This window comes from Paratractidigestivibacter faecalis, assembly GCF_003416765.1.
Classification (GTDB): Bacteria; Actinomycetota; Coriobacteriia; order Coriobacteriales; family Atopobiaceae; genus Paratractidigestivibacter; species Paratractidigestivibacter faecalis.
Genome location: NZ_QSNG01000001.1, coordinates 1993455 through 2009977 on the forward strand (window position 1 = coordinate 1993455; position 16523 = coordinate 2009977).

Genomic DNA, 16523 nt, shown 5'->3' on the forward strand with positions numbered 1-16523 from the left:
AGGGACTGACGCATGTCTGCCATTGAGACCGATCTTCTGAAGCCCGAGCTCGTCTTCTTTGACTTTGAGGCCACCGACCGCATCGACTTCTTCACCAAGCTTGGCGAGAAGCTCAAGGAGGGCGGCTACGTCAAGGACTCCTGGCTTGACGCCATTCTTGAGCGCGAGAAGAACTACCCCACCGGCCTTGAGTGCACCTCGATCTCCGTTGCCCTGCCGCACGTGGACCCGCAGCACCTCAACAAGCCCTACATTGCCATCATCAAGCCGAAGAACCCCATCGAGTTTGACGGCATGGCTGATACCGGCCTTGTGAACGCCCAGCTCATCGTCAACCTCGGCCTGCTGGCTCACGAGGAGGGCCAGGTCGCCGTTCTCCAGGCTTTCCTGGGCATCTTCATCGATGACGCCGCCTCTGCGGACATCATGGCCCAGACCACGCCTCAGGGCATGGTTGACACCGTCATCAAGTACTGCGCGGAGTAGGCAAGTCCGCGTCGTCCTGATACAACGCGAGGACCCGTTCGCTTCGGCCCGTGCCGTTGCGGGCGGGTTCTTGCATTTCTCGAGAAAGGGGAGTCCAAATGATGCTCAAGGAGCTGCGCGAGAAGGTCTACGAGGCAAACATGCAGTTGCCTCACTTGGGGCTTGTCATCTTCACGTGGGGCAATGCCTCGGAGTTTGATCCCGAGACGGGACTGTTTGTGATTAAGCCCTCCGGAGTTGCCTATGACGAGCTGACGCCAGAGAAGTTGGTTGTCTGCGACCTTGACGGAAAGCGCGTTGAGGGTGATCTGAACCCCTCGAGTGACACGGACACGCATGCATGGATCTATCGCTCCTGGGCAGACAGGGGCATCCATGGCGTGGTTCACACGCACTCCTCTGCCGCCACCGCATGGGCGCAGGCGGGGCGTGACCTTCCCGCCTACGGCACGACGCACGCCGACTACTTCTATGGACCCGTCCCTTGCATGAGGGGACTGACGAAAGAGGAGATCGGGGAGGCCTACGAGCTCAACACGGGTAAGGTCATTGCTACCGGCTTTGAGGAGCGCGACATTGACCCCGTTGCCGTGCCCGCGGTTCTCGTGCGCAACCACGGCCCGTTTAGCTGGGGAAAGGACGCCAAGAAGGCCGTCTACCATGCGGCGGTTCTTGAGGAGTGTGCCAAGATTGCCCGCGATACAGAGATCCTTGCCCCGCACTGTGGCCCGGCGCCTCAGTATCTTCAGGATAAGCACTACCTGCGGAAGCACGGTCCCAACGCGACGTACGGACAGCAGTAGCCTGACAATCTACGCCCTACCAAAGAACGTGGTTGGTAACGACGCGGAGCGGTTGAGGGGCCTCTTCGCGGAGGAGCTCGGGAGGAGCTTCCACGTTCGGGCGTAGTGCGCAGAGCGACGAGTCTTATGCGGCCAGGTCAGATAACCTGGCCGCTTTTTTGCGTTGGCGTTCCGGCTCCGACACACGCTGCAACATGTCATATGGGTGTCTTGTTGCCACGTCCCGCGCGAGGCAGGGAGAATGGCGCGGCTGCTACGGTGCTTACTTGCATCGGCAACTCTGTCGGATTGGAAAGCTAACTAGTTACCATGCTATACTCCCAAAAAACAAATCTGATTTAAGTTTTGGGAGCAGATATGGCGAAGCCTCGTCTTGTGAGCCGCGCAACTTACTTGGACCGTGCGCTCATGTTCCGCGATACGGATCTCATCAAGGTGATTACGGGCGTTCGTCGTTGCGGCAAATCGAGCCTGCTGGCCCTTGTGCGAGGAAAAATCGAGTCGGAAGATGTGGAAGGCCGAGCTTTCGTTTCACTCAATCTCGAGAGCATGGCGTGTCCCGTCGCAACCAAGGAGGACTTGTATGCCTACTTTCGAGAGAGGCTATCTCCCAACGGTAAAACGTACATCTTCCTTGACGAGCCCCAGCGTATAGATGGCTGGCAGCTCGCCGTAAATGCCATGAGGGTTGATTTCGACTGTGATATTTACCTTACAGGATCAAATGCGTATCTACTTTCGAGCGAGCTTTCAACCTATTTGTCGGGAAGATACGTTGAGATTAAGATGCTGCCCCTCATGCTGGGCGAGTACCTTGAGTTTTGTGGCTTGTCGTTAGGTGCATCTTCTGCGGCCATAGCTCCAGATGGAAGCGTTGTCCTGTTCGACGATATTCTCGAGCGCTATCTGACTTATGGCGGCATGCCCGCGATTGCCTCTTTGGACCTAACGCAAGAGGCCCACTCCATCTACACCGCAGGTCTCTATGACGCCGTGGTGACGAGGGACGTGCTTAACAGGGAGAGGAGCCTTGGGCAAAGCAAGGTGATGGATGCCGCGCTTCTCGAAAAGGTGGCTGCGTTTCTCGGTGACAATATCGGAAACTGTCTTTCTATGAAGCGGATAGCCGATTCGCTGACGTCAGCAGGGTCGAAGACAACGAACAAGACCGTCGACTCCTATGTTAGGGCGCTCAATGAGGCATATCTGTATTACAAGGCGGACCGCTATGACCTTCACGGCAAGGAAATACTGAGAACAAATCCCAAGGAATACATCGTTGACCTTGGCATCAGGTCTTATTTGGGCGGATACAGATCAACCGACATGGGACGGCTATTTGAGAACGCGGTCTATTTGCAGCTGCTCTATATGGGGTGGCGAGTTCATGTTGGCAAGCTCTACGACAAAGAGGTTGACTTTGTTGCGGTTAAGGATGGGAGGACCGTTTACCTTCAGGTCACGGACGAGATGATGTCGGACAAGACGCGGGAGCGAGAGCTTGGGCCGCTGCGTTCAATTCGAGACGCGTACGAGAAGTGCGTTATCGTACGCCAGGGAAGGTACGAAGCGGATGCGGAAGGCATCAGAATCATCCAAGCGAAAGACTTTTTCCTTGACGGTTCGTTCTGAGGGATGAAGCCGATTGTGTTGGCTCGTGGCTGTCGGGTAGAGGCAGTTTCAATGCGGGCCAAAAGTGAACCGGCTGAGGCGGGAAGCAGCCTTAGGCTGCTCCTTCCATGCAGTGCTGGCGAGTATAAAGAGCTCAACGTCGCTCCGTATGCAACGGAAGGACGGTCCGGATAGCTTGAGGACTCTGAGTCCTTTTCGCAGGTTTGCCTGCTTCCCGATGGGTTGGGACCCGAATGATCCGACGGTCAAGAAAATGTCCCTCTTCCTTCTTATCCCATAGTTGAAATTGGGTAATAGCGCGACGATTCCGCTGAGTCATCCGCTCGATCGGACCATGCCGTCGTTTCTCGGCATAGAACTGCCTTTAGTGCGAGTCGAAACGGAAAGTGTGCGCAGAACCCCGCTTAGTGCGAATCCTGTTTTGGCGATTGGAGACAATATAAGAAATGTAATGTATATTTTTCGTATGAAAGGCCTGTTGACGACGGCTGCCATTGCATAAAGTTGCTGCCCGCCTTGCGGAAGGGCCGAAAGGCCACTCGCACTAAGCGGGGTTCGGCGCAGCCGGCGCCACAAGACTCGCACTAAGGCGAGTTTTATGCAGCGTTTGCAGAGCCTGGGCGGCAAACAGCTCGCCAGGGGTCTGCAGGTTAAGGTGCGAGGGCCCGCGTGCGACCTAGTCGGCCAGAATCATGTCCACGAGGGCTCGGATGTGATCCCGCATTATGTCAATGTGGGCTAGGGCTCCTACCTGCGCACGCGGCGCAGCGTTGCCACGCACTCGACGTGCTTGGTGTGGGGGAACATGTCCACGGGCGTCACGCTGCGCAGCGTGTAGCCGCGGCCAAGAAGAACCTCGAGGTCGCGTGCCTGCGTCTGAACGTTGCAGCTGACGTAGACCACGCGCTCGGGGGCCAGGTCAGCCACTCCGTGGAGAAACTCGGGCGTGCTGCCTGCGCGAGGCGGATCCATGAGAACCACGTCAAAGTGCCTCTCGCCGGCCTTTTTCGACATCCACTCGGTGGCGTCGGCGGCCACAAAGTCACAGCGCTCGGCAACGCCGTTTGCCCGCGCGTTTCGCTCGGCGCACCTGACGGCGCTGGCTACGCGCTCGACGCCCGTGACCTCGACGCCGCTGTTTGCGGCAGCGGCGCAGATTCCGATGGTGCCCGTTCCGCAGTAGGCATCCAGCACGCTCATGCCACCCTCGAGGTCCGCTGCGTCAAGGGCCAGCTGGTAGAGGACCTCGGTCTGCTCGGGGTTGGTCTGGTAGAAGCTCGAGGGGCCAATCTCAAAGGTGCAGCCAAGCAGCTTGTCGTGCATGACGCCGGTGCCCCACAGGGTCCGGTTCTGCTTGCCGAGGATGGCGTTGGTCCTGCGCGGGTTGACGTTCTGGACGATGCTCGTGACCTCGGGGCACTCCTCGCGCAAGGCGGCCACCACGCGGTCGGGTCCGCGCAGCTCGGGAACGTTGGTCACCAGCGTGAGCAGCACGTCGTCGGTGGCATAGCCGCAGCGCACCACCGCGTGGCGAAGGACGCCGATGCTGCGGTCCTCCTCATAGGCGGGAATGTGCAGGCACTCGGCAACGCGTGCCACGCCGTTGAGGATCTTGCGGGCGCGGGGGTCCTCGACCAGGCACTTCTCGCAGGGAATGATGCGGTGGGTGCCTGCGGCGTAGAAGCCGCAGCGGATGCGTCCGTGGCCGGCGGGGGCAAAGGGCGTGGCAGCCTTGTGGCGGTAGGCCAGGGGCTCGCCGGCGACGCCGCAGATCTTGTCGATGCGCGCGCCGCAGCTGGCGGCCATGTCGCCCAGAAGGGATTCGACCTGCTCCTGCTTGCGTCGCAGCTGGATGGGGTAGGGCACGCTCAGCCACTCGCAGCCTCCGCAGTTGCGCGCGATCTTGCATGTGTAGGTGCGAAAGCCCATGTGAATCCCCTCGTTGACGTCGTGCGTTCAAGCATACACGGACACGAGCGCCTCCGGGCTCCATCGGAGCGCGGTCGTACAAGATCAACTATTTGCTGCGGCGTCGGAAATTTTGACTCCAAGACAAAAATAATTGTTGAAAAAGGGAATAAGGAATAACATCGTGCCGTTATTGAAACGGGTTCAAAAATGCCGAACCTGACGGCAGGGGACCTGTGATTGGAGAGGAACGCACATGCAGTCCAAGATTGCCCACAAGGCGGAGCGCGCGGCGTTTGGCCTGGCGCTTGACCAGATCATCAAGGCGGCCAGCGGCCCCGACCGCGAGAAGAACCTCGACAAGCTCCTGGACATGGCCGGCAACCTGCTGAAGGACACCGCCCCCGGCGCCATTCGCGGCGTTCGCAACGGCCTGTACCCGGGCTCCAAGTGGGAGCAGTTCCTCTGGGACGTCATCGACAACACCGATCACCACGTGCTCAAGACGTCCATCCTGAACGGTGCCTACGAGGCCGCCTTCCGTGGTCTGCGCAACACCACCGCCAGCGCCGAGAAGTACCAGTGCAACGTGCCCTGGATCATCCTGTTTGACCCGACGAGCGCCTGCAACAAGCACTGCGTGGGCTGTTGGGCCGCCGACTACGGCAACAAGCTCAACCTCACCTACGAGGAGATGGACCGCCTGGTGACCGAGGGCTCCGAGCTGGGCTGCCACCTCTACATGCTCACCGGCGGCGAGCCCCTCGTCCGCAAGAAGGACGTCGTGCGCCTGGCCGAGGCCCACAACGACTGCCTCTTCAACATCTTCACCAACGCCTCCCTCATTGACCAGGCGTTCTGCGACGATGTCAAGCGCGTGGGCAACATCGTCTTCAGCGTCTCGCTCGAGGGCACCGAGGACTCCAACGACGGCCGCCGCGGCGACGGCTCCTACAAGGAGGTCATGGCCGCCTTCGACCTCATGCGCGAGAACGGTCTGCTCTTCGGCACCTCCACGGCATACACCCGTGCCAACACCGAGATGGTCAGCTCCGACGAGTACTTTGACACCATCATCTCCAAGGGCTGCCGCTGGGCCTGGTACTTCCACTACATGCCCGTCGGCGAGGGCGCCACGGTCGACCTCTGCCCCAGCGTCGAGCAGCGCGAGTACATGCTGCGCCGCATCCGCGAGGTCCGTGGCGTGACCGGCGGCAAGCCCATCTTTGCCATGGACTTCCAGAACGACGGCGAGTACGTGGGTGGCTGCATCGCCGGCGGCCGCGTGTTCTGCCACATCAACGCCCGCGGCGACGTGGAGCCCTGCGTCTTCATCCACTACTCCAACGCCAACATCAAGGAGAAGTCCCTGCTGGAGTGCCTGCAGCAGCCCATCTTCCAGGCCTACCGCAAGCACTACCCCTGGAACGACAACATGCTGCGCCCCTGCCCCATGCTGGAGAACCCGGAGATCCTGCCCGAGATCGTCCACGAGTCCGACGCCCAGTGCACCGAGTACGTCACGCCCGAGGACGTCGACCACCTCTGCGCCCGCACCTCGGTCTACGCCAAGAGCTGGGAGCAGCGCGCCGAGGAGCTCTGGCTCGAGCAGCACCCCACCGGCAAGAAGATCTACGCCGACGAGCTCTCTGACGGCACCATCGCCGAGAAGGCCAAGCTCATCGCCGAGCACGACGCCGAGGCCGACAAGGCCCTCCAGGAGTAGCTCCTCCACCAGGCGAGAAGCGCCTCGCACCAGCGACTCTGGCCGCGAGCCCATCCGGGCCCGCGGCCTTTTTCGTGGCGCGAAGTCCGCCGCTGCACTGCCGCGCGCGCCGGGGGTCTTACCGTCCGCACGCACTTCTCCCGCGCTGCCCGATGCGTGCGCAACCGTTGGCCCGCGCGTGGGTATGGTTGCTGCAACGCTTCATAGAGACTCCGACGAGGGAGGCATCATGGCAGCAAAGGGTACCGAGAAGGTCAAGAACGTGGTCCTTGTGGGCCAAGGCGGCGTGGGCAAGACCATGCTGGCCGAGGCCATGCTTCACCTGACGGGCCGCACCACCCGCCTGGGAGGCCACGCCGGCACAAAGCCCACGCTGGACTACGACGGCGAGGAGGGGGAGCGCGGCTTCTCCATCTCAACGGCAATAGCCCCCGTCGAGTGGGAGGGCACCCGCATCAACGTCCTGGACGCCCCGTGCTACCCGGACTTTGTCGGCGACGCCTACGCAGCCATGAGCGCCTGCGAGACCGCCCTCTTCGTGGTCGACGCGGCCAGCGGCCCGGGCACCATCACCACGCGTCTGTGGTACGCCGCCGAGGACCTCTCGCTGTCTCGCGCGCTGTTCATCAACCGCGTGGACCGCGCCGACGCAGACTATGACCTGGCCTTCGCCACGCTCCAGGAGCGCTTTGGCACCAAGCTCGGTGCCGTGACCATCCCCATGGGCTCCGGCGATGCCTTCTCCGGCATCATCGACGTCGTCCACATGAAGGCCCGCCACCTCGAGGGCGGCAAGCCCGTGGTGACGGACATCCCCGACGAGTTCCGCGCCGCCGCCGACGACGCCCGTGCCCAGCTCACCGACCTTGTGGCCGAGGCTGACGACGAGATCATGATGAAGTACCTGGAGGGCGAGGAGATCACCCAGGACGAGCTCGAGGGGCTTCTCGCCAAGGCCATTGCCGGGCGCATCTTTGTGCCGGTCTTTGCCGGCTCCTGCGTGCGCGAGGAAGGCGTCATCTCCTTCATGGACGCCGTCGTGGCGTGGTTCCCCGCCATGGCCGACTTCGGTCGCATTCCGCTGGTCAACGGCGAGCAGCTTGACATCTCTCCCGATGACGACCGCCCCGTCGCCTTTGCCTTCAAGTCCCTCAACGACCCGCAGAACGGCCGCCTGTCCTTCCTCAAGGTGCTGGCCGGCACGCTGACCCCGGGCCTGGAGCTCACCAACGCCCGTACGCGCAAGTCCGAGCGCCTGGGCCACCTCTACCTCATGTGCGGCAAGGAGACCACCGACGTCCAGTCCGCCGCTGCGGGCGACATCGTCGTGGTTCCCAAGCTTGAGGCCCAGACGGGCGACACCCTCTCCGTCACGGGCAAGGTCGAGGCCGCGGCCTTCCGCTTCCCCAACTCGCTCTACCGCATTGCCATCGAGCCCGACGCCCGCGGCACCGAGGGCAAGCTCTACGCCTTCCTCGAGAAGAGCGCGGACGCCGACCCCACCCTCAAGGTGGAGCGCGACGAGGACACCGGCCAGACCGTGGTCTCCGCCATCGGCGAGGCGCAGGTCAGCGTGCTGCTTGACCGCCTTGAGGCCCGTGCCGGCGTGACGGCCCACACCGTGGCGCTCAAGATTCCGTACCGCGAGACCATCCGCCGCGTGGCCTCTGCCCAGGGCCGTCACAAGAAGCAGACCGGCGGCGCCGGCCAGTACGGAGACTGCTGGCTGCGCGTGGAGCCCAACCCGGGCGCTGGCTACGAGTTTGTTGACGAGGTCGTGGGTGGCCACATCCCGCGCGGCTTCATCCCCGCCATCGACAAGGGCGTCCAGGAGACCATGCGCGATGGCGTCCTGGCCGGCTTCCCCATGATTGACGTGAAGGTCGCCGTCTACGAAGGCTCCTATCACCCCGTCGACTCCAACGAGATGGCCTTCAAGACCGCCGCTCGCATTGGCTTCCAGAAGGCCATCGACCAGGCCGAGCCCGTGCTGCTTGAGCCCATGGCCCACCTCAAGATCACCGTGCCCGACAGCTACGCCGGCTCCGTAATGGGCGATGTCTCCGCCAGTCGCGGCCGCGTCGAGGGCATGTCCGCCGGCTCCGGCGTCACCGCCGGCCAGACCACCGTCGAGGCTACCATCCCGTATGCCGAGGTCACGGACTATGCCACGCGCCTGCGTTCGCTCTCGCGCGGTACGGGCGAGTTCGAGCTCGAGCTCTCTGGCTACGAGCAGGTTCCTCACGACATTCAGCAGAGGCTCGCGGCCGACTACGCCGCCCGCCGCGCTGCCGGCGAGAAATAGCGTCCCCGCCGCATAGCCAACGCGGTGCGCATTGATGGAGCGCCGGTGGTCCCTGGGGCCGCCGGCGCTCTTCTCGCCTGGCGTCTTGTTTGGGCCACCTGCCGATATTGGTCGGTTCGACATATGAGAGTCTGCTAGTTGCCTGTAAGGTCTCCCCACTGTCTGCGGGAGGGGGTCTGTCTTGGGCAACGAAGCGCTTGTCATGGGATATGAAACGGCTCTGGACTTCTGCACAGGGCCGCCGCGCCCGGGGTCGTCTTGCCCGGGCCTTCCGCCCCCAGCGCCTGTCCGTGCGCGCAACGCGGGAGAAACGAAGAAACCGCAGATGGCTGCTAGAATGAATATTTACGCCTGCGGTCCCACGCGTCCCGACCGCGGGCGCGTATAGGAAACCCGACCAAGGAGGTCGCGCATTCGCGCATGGACGTAGCAATTAGCATTGTCGTCACATTTCTGCTCACCCTCGTCAACGGCTACTTCTCTGCCTCGGAGATGGCCGTGGTCAACGCCAAGAGGGCCGTACTAGAACCCGAGGCAGACGAGGGGGACAAGCGCGCCAAGAGCGCCCTGGACCTCTCCTCCGACTCCGGCCAGTTCCTGGCCACCATCCAGGTTGCCATCACGCTCGTGGGCTTTGCCTCCTCGGCCTTTGCCGCAACGAGCCTGTCCGACCCGCTCGGCTCCTGGTTCGTGAGCCTTGGCATGCCCGCGGGCATTGCCGCTACGCTCGCGCCCGTCATCATCACGCTCGTCGTGGCCTACTTCTCCACGGTGGTGGGCGAGCTGGTTCCCAAGCGCATCGCCCTCTCCGACGCCGAGCGCGTCTCCAAGTCCGTCGCCGGTCCCATCCGCGCGTTCATGCACGTCGCGGCCCCGCTGGTCTGGCTCACCTCAAAGTCTGCCGATGGCCTCTCCAAGGTCATGGGCATCAAGTCCGCCGACGAGCGTCAGAACGTCTCCGAGGAGGAGCTCAAGTACATGGTCACGGACGCCGAGGAGCTGTCCGACCAAGAGAAGTCCATGATCCACGAGGTCATTGATCTGGGCGACACCATCGCCCGCGAGGTCATGGTCCCCCGCGTTGACATGACCGCCATGGAGGACGCCTCGACGCTCTCCGAGGTCCTGGCCACCATGCGCCGCACCGGCTACAGTCGCATCCCCATCTACCGCGGCTCCGTTGACCGCATCGTGGGCATTGCGCACATCAAGGACATCATCTCTCCCATCCTTGACGACGGCGAGGGCGCCGCGGCCATCTCGGGTCACATGCGCACGCCCGACTACGTGCCCGACACCAAGGACATCATCCCGCTGCTCTCCGAGATGCAGACCAGCCACGACCAGATGGTCATCGTGGTGGACGAGTACGGCGGCACCGCCGGCGTCATCACCATCGAGGACATCGTGGAGGAAGTCGTCGGAGAGATCGAGGATGAGTTTGACCCCGACAACAAGTACATCACGCAGCTCTCAGACCGCGAGTGGCTCGTCGACGGGCGCTTCCCCCTGGACGACGCCATTGACCTTGGCTGGCCCATCGAGGACAACGAGGAGTACGAGACCGTCGCCGGCTTCGTCATCGAGCGCGCCGACAAGCTCCCGCGTCCCGGCGACGTCGTGGAGAAGGACGGGTACCGCTTCCTCGTCCAGTCCATGCGCGGTCGCCGCATCGCCATGCTGCGCGTGACCGCCCCCGAGCCGCCTACGGACTCCGACCAGACCGCTCCCGGCCAAGCACCATCCGCTGGGGGCGAGAAGGACGTGGAGCCTGCGAGCAATTAGCGCCCCTCGCCGCCGGGTCGCTACAATGGTTTGAACGAAACGAATGCCCGCAATACGGGCCAGAAGGAAAGGCAGCCGCCGCATGGCTCAGCTGTTTGACATCAAGAAAGTCACCGTCGGCCCGCGCACCCTTGCGGCTGAGGTCGAGGTGGCGCCCAATGCGCCGCTGCTCACGAGCGATGACCCCGAGGGCACGCGCCTCATGGTCGAGCTCATGCCCCAGATTGCGGACCACGTCTGCCTGGGCGACGCCGGTCCCCACTTTGGCGAGGTCGTCGAGCAGACCGAGCTCGCCCACCTGCTCGAGCACGTGACCGTGGAGCTTCTCGCCCGCACGGACATTGCCGGCGACATCTCCACGGGGCGCACGGTCCAGACCGGCGAGCGCAGCTTTGAGGTCGAGCTCTCCTGCCCGGACGACGTGCTGGTGGCGGGCGCCCTCTCCAGTGCCGTCTGGATTATGCAGTGGGCCTACTCCGGCGGCGGCGACCCCAAGCCCGACGTGGACGCCATCGCAAGCGGCCTCGTGGACCTTGTAGCAAGCGTGAGCGAGCAGGAGCCTGCGGCGGACGAGCCGTCTGCCGAGGAGGAGCCCGCTGGGCAGCCCGTCTCGCCGGAGGCTGCTCCTGTCTCTGAGGAGGAGCCTGCCGCCGAGCCCGCCCCCGTCGAGGAGCAACCGGCGCCCGCGCCGGAGCCCGTGCCCGCGCAGGCCGAGCAGCCCGCGCCGGAGCCCGCTCCCGCGCCAGAGCCGGCCCAGGTCCAGGACGGCTGGGGTGCCTACAGCGGCCCTCGCCCCAAGTCAGTCAGGTAACACTCGCGGCCCTGCGGGGCCGCGTGGAGTTTGAACCACCGCGCACGGCGCAGCATACGTAGGACCAAAACAAGGAGGAACTCATGAGCAAGAAGGCACTCTACTTCACCCTCGGCACGCTCTTTGGCACCGCATCTGGCATCCTTGCCGGCATGCTGCTGGCTCCGCGCTCCGGCGCCGAGAGCCGCGCCATGGCCGCCGACGCCATGAACGACGCCTGGGACTCCGCCGTGGACACCTACGAGCGCGGCGCCCAGACCGCTGCCGACAAGTTCAGCGGCGTCCGTCCCGTCGTCGACGCCAAGACCGACGAGCTGCGCGCCAAGGTCGACCTCGCCCGCGAGCGCATGGACCAGCTGCGCGACTCCCTCTCCGACGTGGTGACCACCACCTCCGCCCAGGTCCAGGACGCCGTCAACGCCGTTGCCGACCAGGTGGCCGCTGCTGCCGAGGCCGCTCCCGCCGCCGAGACTCCCGCCGAGGCCGTCCGCGTCGAGGTCGTCGACGCCGAGGCTCCCGAGACTGGCGCCGAGGCCTAGCCCGTGGCCAAGATCGACGCCTACCAGGGCGTAAGGGTCTTTCTGACCAAGAAGGCCCGCAAGGACAAGAAGAACCCGGACGCCCCCACCGAGAAGCTCAGCAAGCTGGGCAAGATCCACATGGCGGTCTTTGCGCCCAACGGCCACCAGCTGGTGGGCTTCCTCGTGGCGCGTCCGGACGTCGTGGGCATGGTCAAGCGCGAGGATGCCTTCCTGGCGTGGGACTCGTTTGAGCCCTGCGAGCGCGGCGTTGTGGTGACCCGTCCTGACGACGGCCTTGACGATGCCGCTCGCAAGCGCCTTGGTCTTGACTGGGACAAGTGCATCATGTGGGCGGGTATGGACGCTCGCACCCGCTCCGGCAAGGTCCTGGGCTACGTCAACGACGTGGAGTTCGACCTCAAGACCGGTCGCGCCAAGACCTTCTATATCGGTGACGGCGGCATGGCCCGCGCCCTGGTGGGCAGCTTTGAGATTCCCGCCGAGATGGTCATTGGCTACTCGGCCGCAGACCAGTTCATGGTGGTCTCCGATGACGCCGAGAACCTCGCCGTGGACGGCGGCGTTGCCGCCAAGGCGGGCGAGGCCTGGGCAAGCGCCAAGGTCAAGGGCGCCGAGGTCGGCCACAAGGCTGGCGCCGCCGCGTCCGAGGCCGTGGACAAGGGCTCCTTCCAGGTGGGGCGCCTCATTGGCAAGGCAAAGCGGGCCATCGCCGACGCCACCGCCGAGGAGCCCCAGCCGACAGACCCGGCCGAGATTCCCGCGGCCGACGTGAGCGTCTCTGCCCCCATGGGGACCCTGCGGGCCTCCGAGGGGGAGCGCGCCGCCAGCGGCGAGCCCGTGACCTACGTCCCGGCGCCCCAGACGGCCGCGCCCCGGACGGCCGATGCCGCCCCCAAGGCGGACGCGGCCGCCAAGCCCAAGGTCAAGAAGCCGACGGAGGCCCAGAAGGCCGCTGCCAAGAAGAAGGCCGCCCAGGCCAGCACCGATGCAGCCCGCATGGTCGGCAAGGGCCTCGGCCGCATGGGCAAGATGTTCGGCTCCTTCAAGGAGGAGTTTGACAAGGCCAGCAAGTAGCGGCGCAAGTCCCGCGGCAACCCATCAAACATAAAAGCGGCCCGGACCTTCACGTGGAAGTCCGGGCCGCTTGCTTTGGCGCGAGGGCGGCTGCCTGCCGGCTACATCCCCATGGCCTGCAGCACGAACATCACGATGGTCAGGATGACCACGGCGATGATGGTGAACCACGTGAGGCCGTTCCAGATGCGGCCGTTGGCAAACCTGCCCATGACGTGGCGGTCCCCGGCGATGAGCACCATGAAGACCAGAAGCACCGGTAGCAGCACGCCGTTGATGACCTGGGCCAGCATCATGATGCCAAAGAGGTTGACGTTGGGCACGATGACGATGACCGCGGACAGGAAGATGATTGCGGTGATGATGCCTCGGTAGACCGGGGCCTCCTGCCAGCTGCGGTCTGCGCCGCGCTCCCAGCCAAAGGCCTCGCAGATGGCGCTGGACGTGATGCCCGGCAGCACGCAGGCGGCCAGGAAGCTCGCGCCCACCAGGCCGGCGCCAAAGAGCGCCTCGGCGTAGGGGCCCACGAGCGGCGCCAGAGCGCTGGCCGCGTCCTCGGCGCCGTTGACCGCAATGCCGGCGGGGAAGAGCACGGCGCCGGTGGTGAGGATGATGAACCAGGAGATGGCGCTGGCCACAACGGAGCCGGTTACGGTGTCAATGCGCTGGTAGGGAAGGTCCTCTGCGTGCGCGTTCTTCTCGACGACGTTGCTTTGGGCCAGGAAGATCATCCAAGGCGCGATGGTGGTGCCGACGTTTGCCACCAGCACGCTGAAGTACTGCGGGTCGGTGGAGAAGCGCGGGATAAGCGTGGCGTTGAGGGCGTCTCCCCAGTCGGGACCCACCATGACGCCGGCGACCACGTAGGTCACGAAGGCGCAGCTGATGAGAAGCAAGATCTTCTCGATGCGGTGGTAGGAGCCGCTCATGGTGAGCGCCCAGATGGCCACCGCCGCAATGGGCACGCTGACGTAGGCGGGGATGCCAAAGAGGGCAAAGCCCGAGGCAATGCCCGCGAACTCAGAGAGCGTGACCGTGGTGTTGGAGATAAGAAGCGCAAGCATTGCCAGCGTGCTCATGCGCACGCCGAACTGCTCGCGGATGAGCGAGGCAAAGCCCTTGCCGGTGACGCAGCCCATGCGGGCGGCGGTCTCCTGCGCCACGATGAGCAGAAGGCACATGACCGGCACGGTCCAGAGCTGGCCGTAGCCAAAGAGGGCGCCGGCGCTCGAGTAGGTCGCCACGCCGCCGGCGTCCGCGCCGGCAAGGGCCGCCACCATGCCCGGGCCCATGGCCGCGAGCACACGCTTGGGGTCAAGGTGCCTGCGCTCCGGCTTCTGCGTGTCGGCCGCGGCCGCCTGCGTCTTTGGCGCCTGGCCCTGCGGCTCCATCTGGTCTTGGTGCGCCACTACGCAAACACCCCAAGGATGCCCATGACGTTGGCAAGCTGGCCCACGGCAAAGCAGAAGACCAGGCAGGCAATGACCATGGCCGCCACAGAGAGGGCAAAGCCGGAGGTGTCCTCGTTCTTCTCGTCGCGCTTGCGCAGGACGAGAAGCCAGACGGGGCAGAGCACGAAGGCAACCAGCACCGCAATGGCCGCGGCAATGAAGCCGGCGTGGAGCGGCTTGGGCATTGAGGCGCCCGCGGCCGCCGTGACGACGCTGTCCAGTGCCATCTCGACCAGGACCACCAGCGTGGCAAAGGCAATGCCCAGGGCAAGGCTCTTGATGGTGAAGCCCAGCATGGAGGGGGAGTCCTCGTCGTCTGGGTCGTTCTCGAGGAAGAAGTTGGTGACGTAGCTCACCGAGTCGTCCGCCAGTACCAGCGCGATGGGCAGTGCCGAGCAGACCAGAAGGACCTCGTGCAGCGGCGCCTGGAAGGCCGGCGTCAGGTGAGAGAGGGCCACGAAGAGGCCCGCGCCCACCATCCAGATGAAGAACCAGGCGTTGCGGCGCAGGAGCCACAGCAGGTCTCCGCCGTGGGCGCTCTCGTCGTCGGAGGCAATGCCGCCCGCAATCTGCAGGTCCTCGGCGTGCTCCTCCTCCAGGACGTCAAGCGCGTCGTCGACGGTGACGATGCCCAGCAGGTGGCCGTCGTCGGCCACGACGGGCATGGCGAGCAGGTTGTACTTGGCGATGTCCTCGGCCACGTCCTCCTGGTCGTCCTCGGGGCTGGCGGTGATGACCTCGCGCGTGCAGATGTCTGCCAGCGGGGTCTGCGGCTCGGACACGATGAGGCTGTTGAGCGTGACCACGCCGGAAAGCTTGTTGTCCTCGTCGGAGAGGTACACGTAGCGGACGCTCTCGAAGTCCTCGTCCAGGCCGCGCAGTAGCTCCACGGCGTCGGCGACGGTCTTGCCCTCGGGGAGGGCGGCAAACTCGGAGGTCATGATGCGGCCTGCGGTGTCCTCGCGGTACCCCAGCAGCTGGCGGATGGCGCGCTGCTCCTGGACGCCCATGAGGCGCAGAAGCTTCTCGGCCTTGTCGTAGTCCAGCTCGCTCACGAGCTCGGCGGCGTCGTCCGGGTCCATCTCGGACAGCATGCGGGAGGCCTCGCGCTCGTTCATGCCGCCCATGAGCTCGGCGGCCATGGCGTCGTCGTCGAACTCGGCCATGGCGCCGGCGCGCTGCTCGTCGTCAAGCTGCGCAAAGACCTGGCCGCGCAGGCGCGGGTCAAGGCGCTCGATGATGTCGGCGATGTCGGCCGGGTGCATGTCGTCGAGCGTCTTGTGCGAGACGGAGAGCTTGACGTTGGAGAGGTCGCGCTCGACCAGGTCCATGTAGCTCCAGGCAATGATGCGCTCGGGGATGGGGTGGCCGAAGGTGCGGGCCACCTTGAGGGCAACGTGCTCCAGGGCGGGGGAGAGCGAGCGCAGGATGCCGCGCGCGCCCACCTCGGCGCCGAGCAGGCGCAGCTGGGTGGAGCTGGTGTCGGAGAGCTTGAGGTCGTTCACGCGGACGACGCGCATGCCGCGGGTGTCCACGATCTGCTTGTTGAGGATGTCCCGGGCAATGAGGACCTCGTCGGGCTGCAGGTACGAGAAGCGAATCTCGACGGCGGGCACCTTGAGGTGGATTTCCTTCTCGTCGTACGTGTCCACGTACTTGCGCCAGGAGATCATGAAGGGCGTGCGGCCCGGGCCCTTGAAGGCAAGGCTCGTGACGCGCGGGAAGACCTCGCCCGTGGCAATGCCGAGGTCAGAGACGGTGCCGATCTTCTCGCCGTCTGCGGCGTAGACCGGGTTTCCCATGAGCTGGGAGAGATAGATCATCTGTGCTCCTAACGGTTTCCCGGCATGGAGCCGGGTCGTTGGCGTCTTGCGTCCTGGGCACGCCCGTTGACGCAGAAAATCACACCCTCACGGCGTGACCTCGGGGGAGCACACCGCTTGGGTCATCGACTGGCAGGTCGAGGTTTCATGCGGACCCTTCTCTTTGCAGGCTTGACG

12 protein-coding genes are annotated in these 16523 nt (G+C 64.5%); 9 read left to right on the forward strand and 3 right to left on the reverse strand.

What is annotated here, in order from left to right:
• Positions 1-12: 12 nt before the first annotated feature.
• The 3 genes from DXV50_RS08945 to DXV50_RS08955 all read left to right on the forward strand — a co-directional run bounded on the left by DXV50_RS08945 (position 13) and on the right by DXV50_RS08955 (position 2921).
• Positions 13-486, forward strand: coding sequence for a PTS sugar transporter subunit IIA (locus DXV50_RS08945; RefSeq protein ID WP_117205849.1), 474 nt, complete (start codon positions 13-15; stop codon positions 484-486).
• 98 nt (positions 487-584) lie between these two features.
• On the forward strand, positions 585-1289 hold the full coding sequence (locus DXV50_RS08950; RefSeq protein ID WP_117205850.1) for an L-ribulose-5-phosphate 4-epimerase: 705 nt from the start codon (positions 585-587) through the stop codon (positions 1287-1289).
• A 357-nt stretch (positions 1290-1646) separates the two neighbouring features.
• Positions 1647-2921, forward strand: a complete 1275-nt coding sequence (locus DXV50_RS08955; protein WP_117205851.1) for an ATP-binding protein — start codon at positions 1647-1649, stop codon at positions 2919-2921.
• Between the two features lie 747 nt (positions 2922-3668).
• Here the strand turns inward: DXV50_RS08955 and rlmD are convergent.
• Entirely contained in the window at positions 3669-4850 is a 1182-nt protein-coding gene (gene rlmD / locus DXV50_RS08960; RefSeq protein ID WP_117205852.1) for a 23S rRNA (uracil(1939)-C(5))-methyltransferase RlmD, read from the reverse strand.
• Between the two features lie 235 nt (positions 4851-5085).
• On the opposite strand from rlmD, the gene DXV50_RS08965 reads away from it, so the two are divergent.
• The 6 genes from DXV50_RS08965 (at position 5086) to DXV50_RS08990 (ending at position 13072) form a co-directional block, all read left to right on the forward strand.
• Complete coding sequence (locus DXV50_RS08965) at positions 5086-6555, forward strand: radical SAM protein (RefSeq protein ID WP_117205853.1); 1470 nt, start codon at positions 5086-5088, stop codon at positions 6553-6555.
• 229 nt (positions 6556-6784) lie between these two features.
• A complete protein-coding gene (locus DXV50_RS08970; RefSeq protein WP_117205854.1) occupies positions 6785-8860 on the forward strand; it encodes an elongation factor G in 2076 nt (691 codons plus the stop codon).
• Positions 8861-9280: 420 nt separating this feature from the next.
• Complete coding sequence (locus tag DXV50_RS08975) at positions 9281-10645, forward strand: hemolysin family protein (RefSeq protein ID WP_117205855.1); 1365 nt, start codon at positions 9281-9283, stop codon at positions 10643-10645.
• An 82-nt stretch (positions 10646-10727) separates the two neighbouring features.
• Entirely contained in the window at positions 10728-11456 is a 729-nt protein-coding gene (locus tag DXV50_RS09750; RefSeq protein ID WP_117205856.1) for a cyanophycin synthetase family protein, read from the forward strand.
• A gap of 83 nt (positions 11457-11539) precedes the next feature.
• The gene (locus DXV50_RS08985) at positions 11540-11995 is read left to right on the forward strand and encodes a YtxH domain-containing protein (protein WP_117205857.1); all 456 of its coding nucleotides are present in this window, start codon (positions 11540-11542) and stop codon (positions 11993-11995) included.
• A 3-nt stretch (positions 11996-11998) separates the two neighbouring features.
• Positions 11999-13072, forward strand: coding sequence for a PRC-barrel domain containing protein (locus tag DXV50_RS08990; protein ID WP_232817504.1), 1074 nt, complete (start codon positions 11999-12001; stop codon positions 13070-13072).
• Positions 13073-13173: 101 nt separating this feature from the next.
• On the opposite strand, the gene DXV50_RS08995 is transcribed toward DXV50_RS08990, so the two are convergent.
• Together DXV50_RS08995 and DXV50_RS09000 are read right to left on the reverse strand one after the other, a co-directional pair.
• Positions 13174-14463 carry an Nramp family divalent metal transporter gene (locus DXV50_RS08995; RefSeq protein ID WP_117205858.1) on the reverse strand — a complete coding sequence of 430 codons (1290 nt, stop codon included), beginning with the start codon at positions 14461-14463 and terminating at the stop codon, positions 13174-13176.
• A gap of 17 nt (positions 14464-14480) precedes the next feature.
• Positions 14481-16346, reverse strand: a complete 1866-nt coding sequence (locus DXV50_RS09000) for a magnesium transporter (protein WP_117205859.1) — start codon at positions 16344-16346, stop codon at positions 14481-14483.
• Positions 16347-16523 lie beyond the last annotated feature (177 nt).

Excerpts from the sequence above, each read along its gene's own strand:
- DXV50_RS08955 (WP_117205851.1), top strand. The coding sequence starts at position 1,647 with ATGGCGAAGCCTCGTCTTGTGAGCCGCGCAACTTACTTGGACCGTGCG.
- DXV50_RS08950 (WP_117205850.1), top strand. The coding sequence starts at position 585 with ATGATGCTCAAGGAGCTGCGCGAGAAGGTCTACGAGGCAAACATGCAG.
- DXV50_RS08965 (WP_117205853.1), top strand. The coding sequence starts at position 5,086 with ATGCAGTCCAAGATTGCCCACAAGGCGGAGCGCGCGGCGTTTGGCCTG.
- DXV50_RS08945 (WP_117205849.1), top strand. The coding sequence starts at position 13 with ATGTCTGCCATTGAGACCGATCTTCTGAAGCCCGAGCTCGTCTTCTTT.
- DXV50_RS09750 (WP_117205856.1), top strand. The coding sequence starts at position 10,728 with ATGGCTCAGCTGTTTGACATCAAGAAAGTCACCGTCGGCCCGCGCACC.
- rlmD (WP_117205852.1), bottom strand. The coding sequence starts at position 4,850 with ATGGGCTTTCGCACCTACACATGCAAGATCGCGCGCAACTGCGGAGGC.
- DXV50_RS08995 (WP_117205858.1), bottom strand. The coding sequence starts at position 14,463 with ATGGAGCCGCAGGGCCAGGCGCCAAAGACGCAGGCGGCCGCGGCCGAC.
- DXV50_RS08985 (WP_117205857.1), top strand. The coding sequence starts at position 11,540 with ATGAGCAAGAAGGCACTCTACTTCACCCTCGGCACGCTCTTTGGCACC.
- DXV50_RS09000 (WP_117205859.1), bottom strand. The coding sequence starts at position 16,346 with ATGATCTATCTCTCCCAGCTCATGGGAAACCCGGTCTACGCCGCAGAC.
- DXV50_RS08970 (WP_117205854.1), top strand. The coding sequence starts at position 6,785 with ATGGCAGCAAAGGGTACCGAGAAGGTCAAGAACGTGGTCCTTGTGGGC.
- DXV50_RS08975 (WP_117205855.1), top strand. The coding sequence starts at position 9,281 with ATGGACGTAGCAATTAGCATTGTCGTCACATTTCTGCTCACCCTCGTC.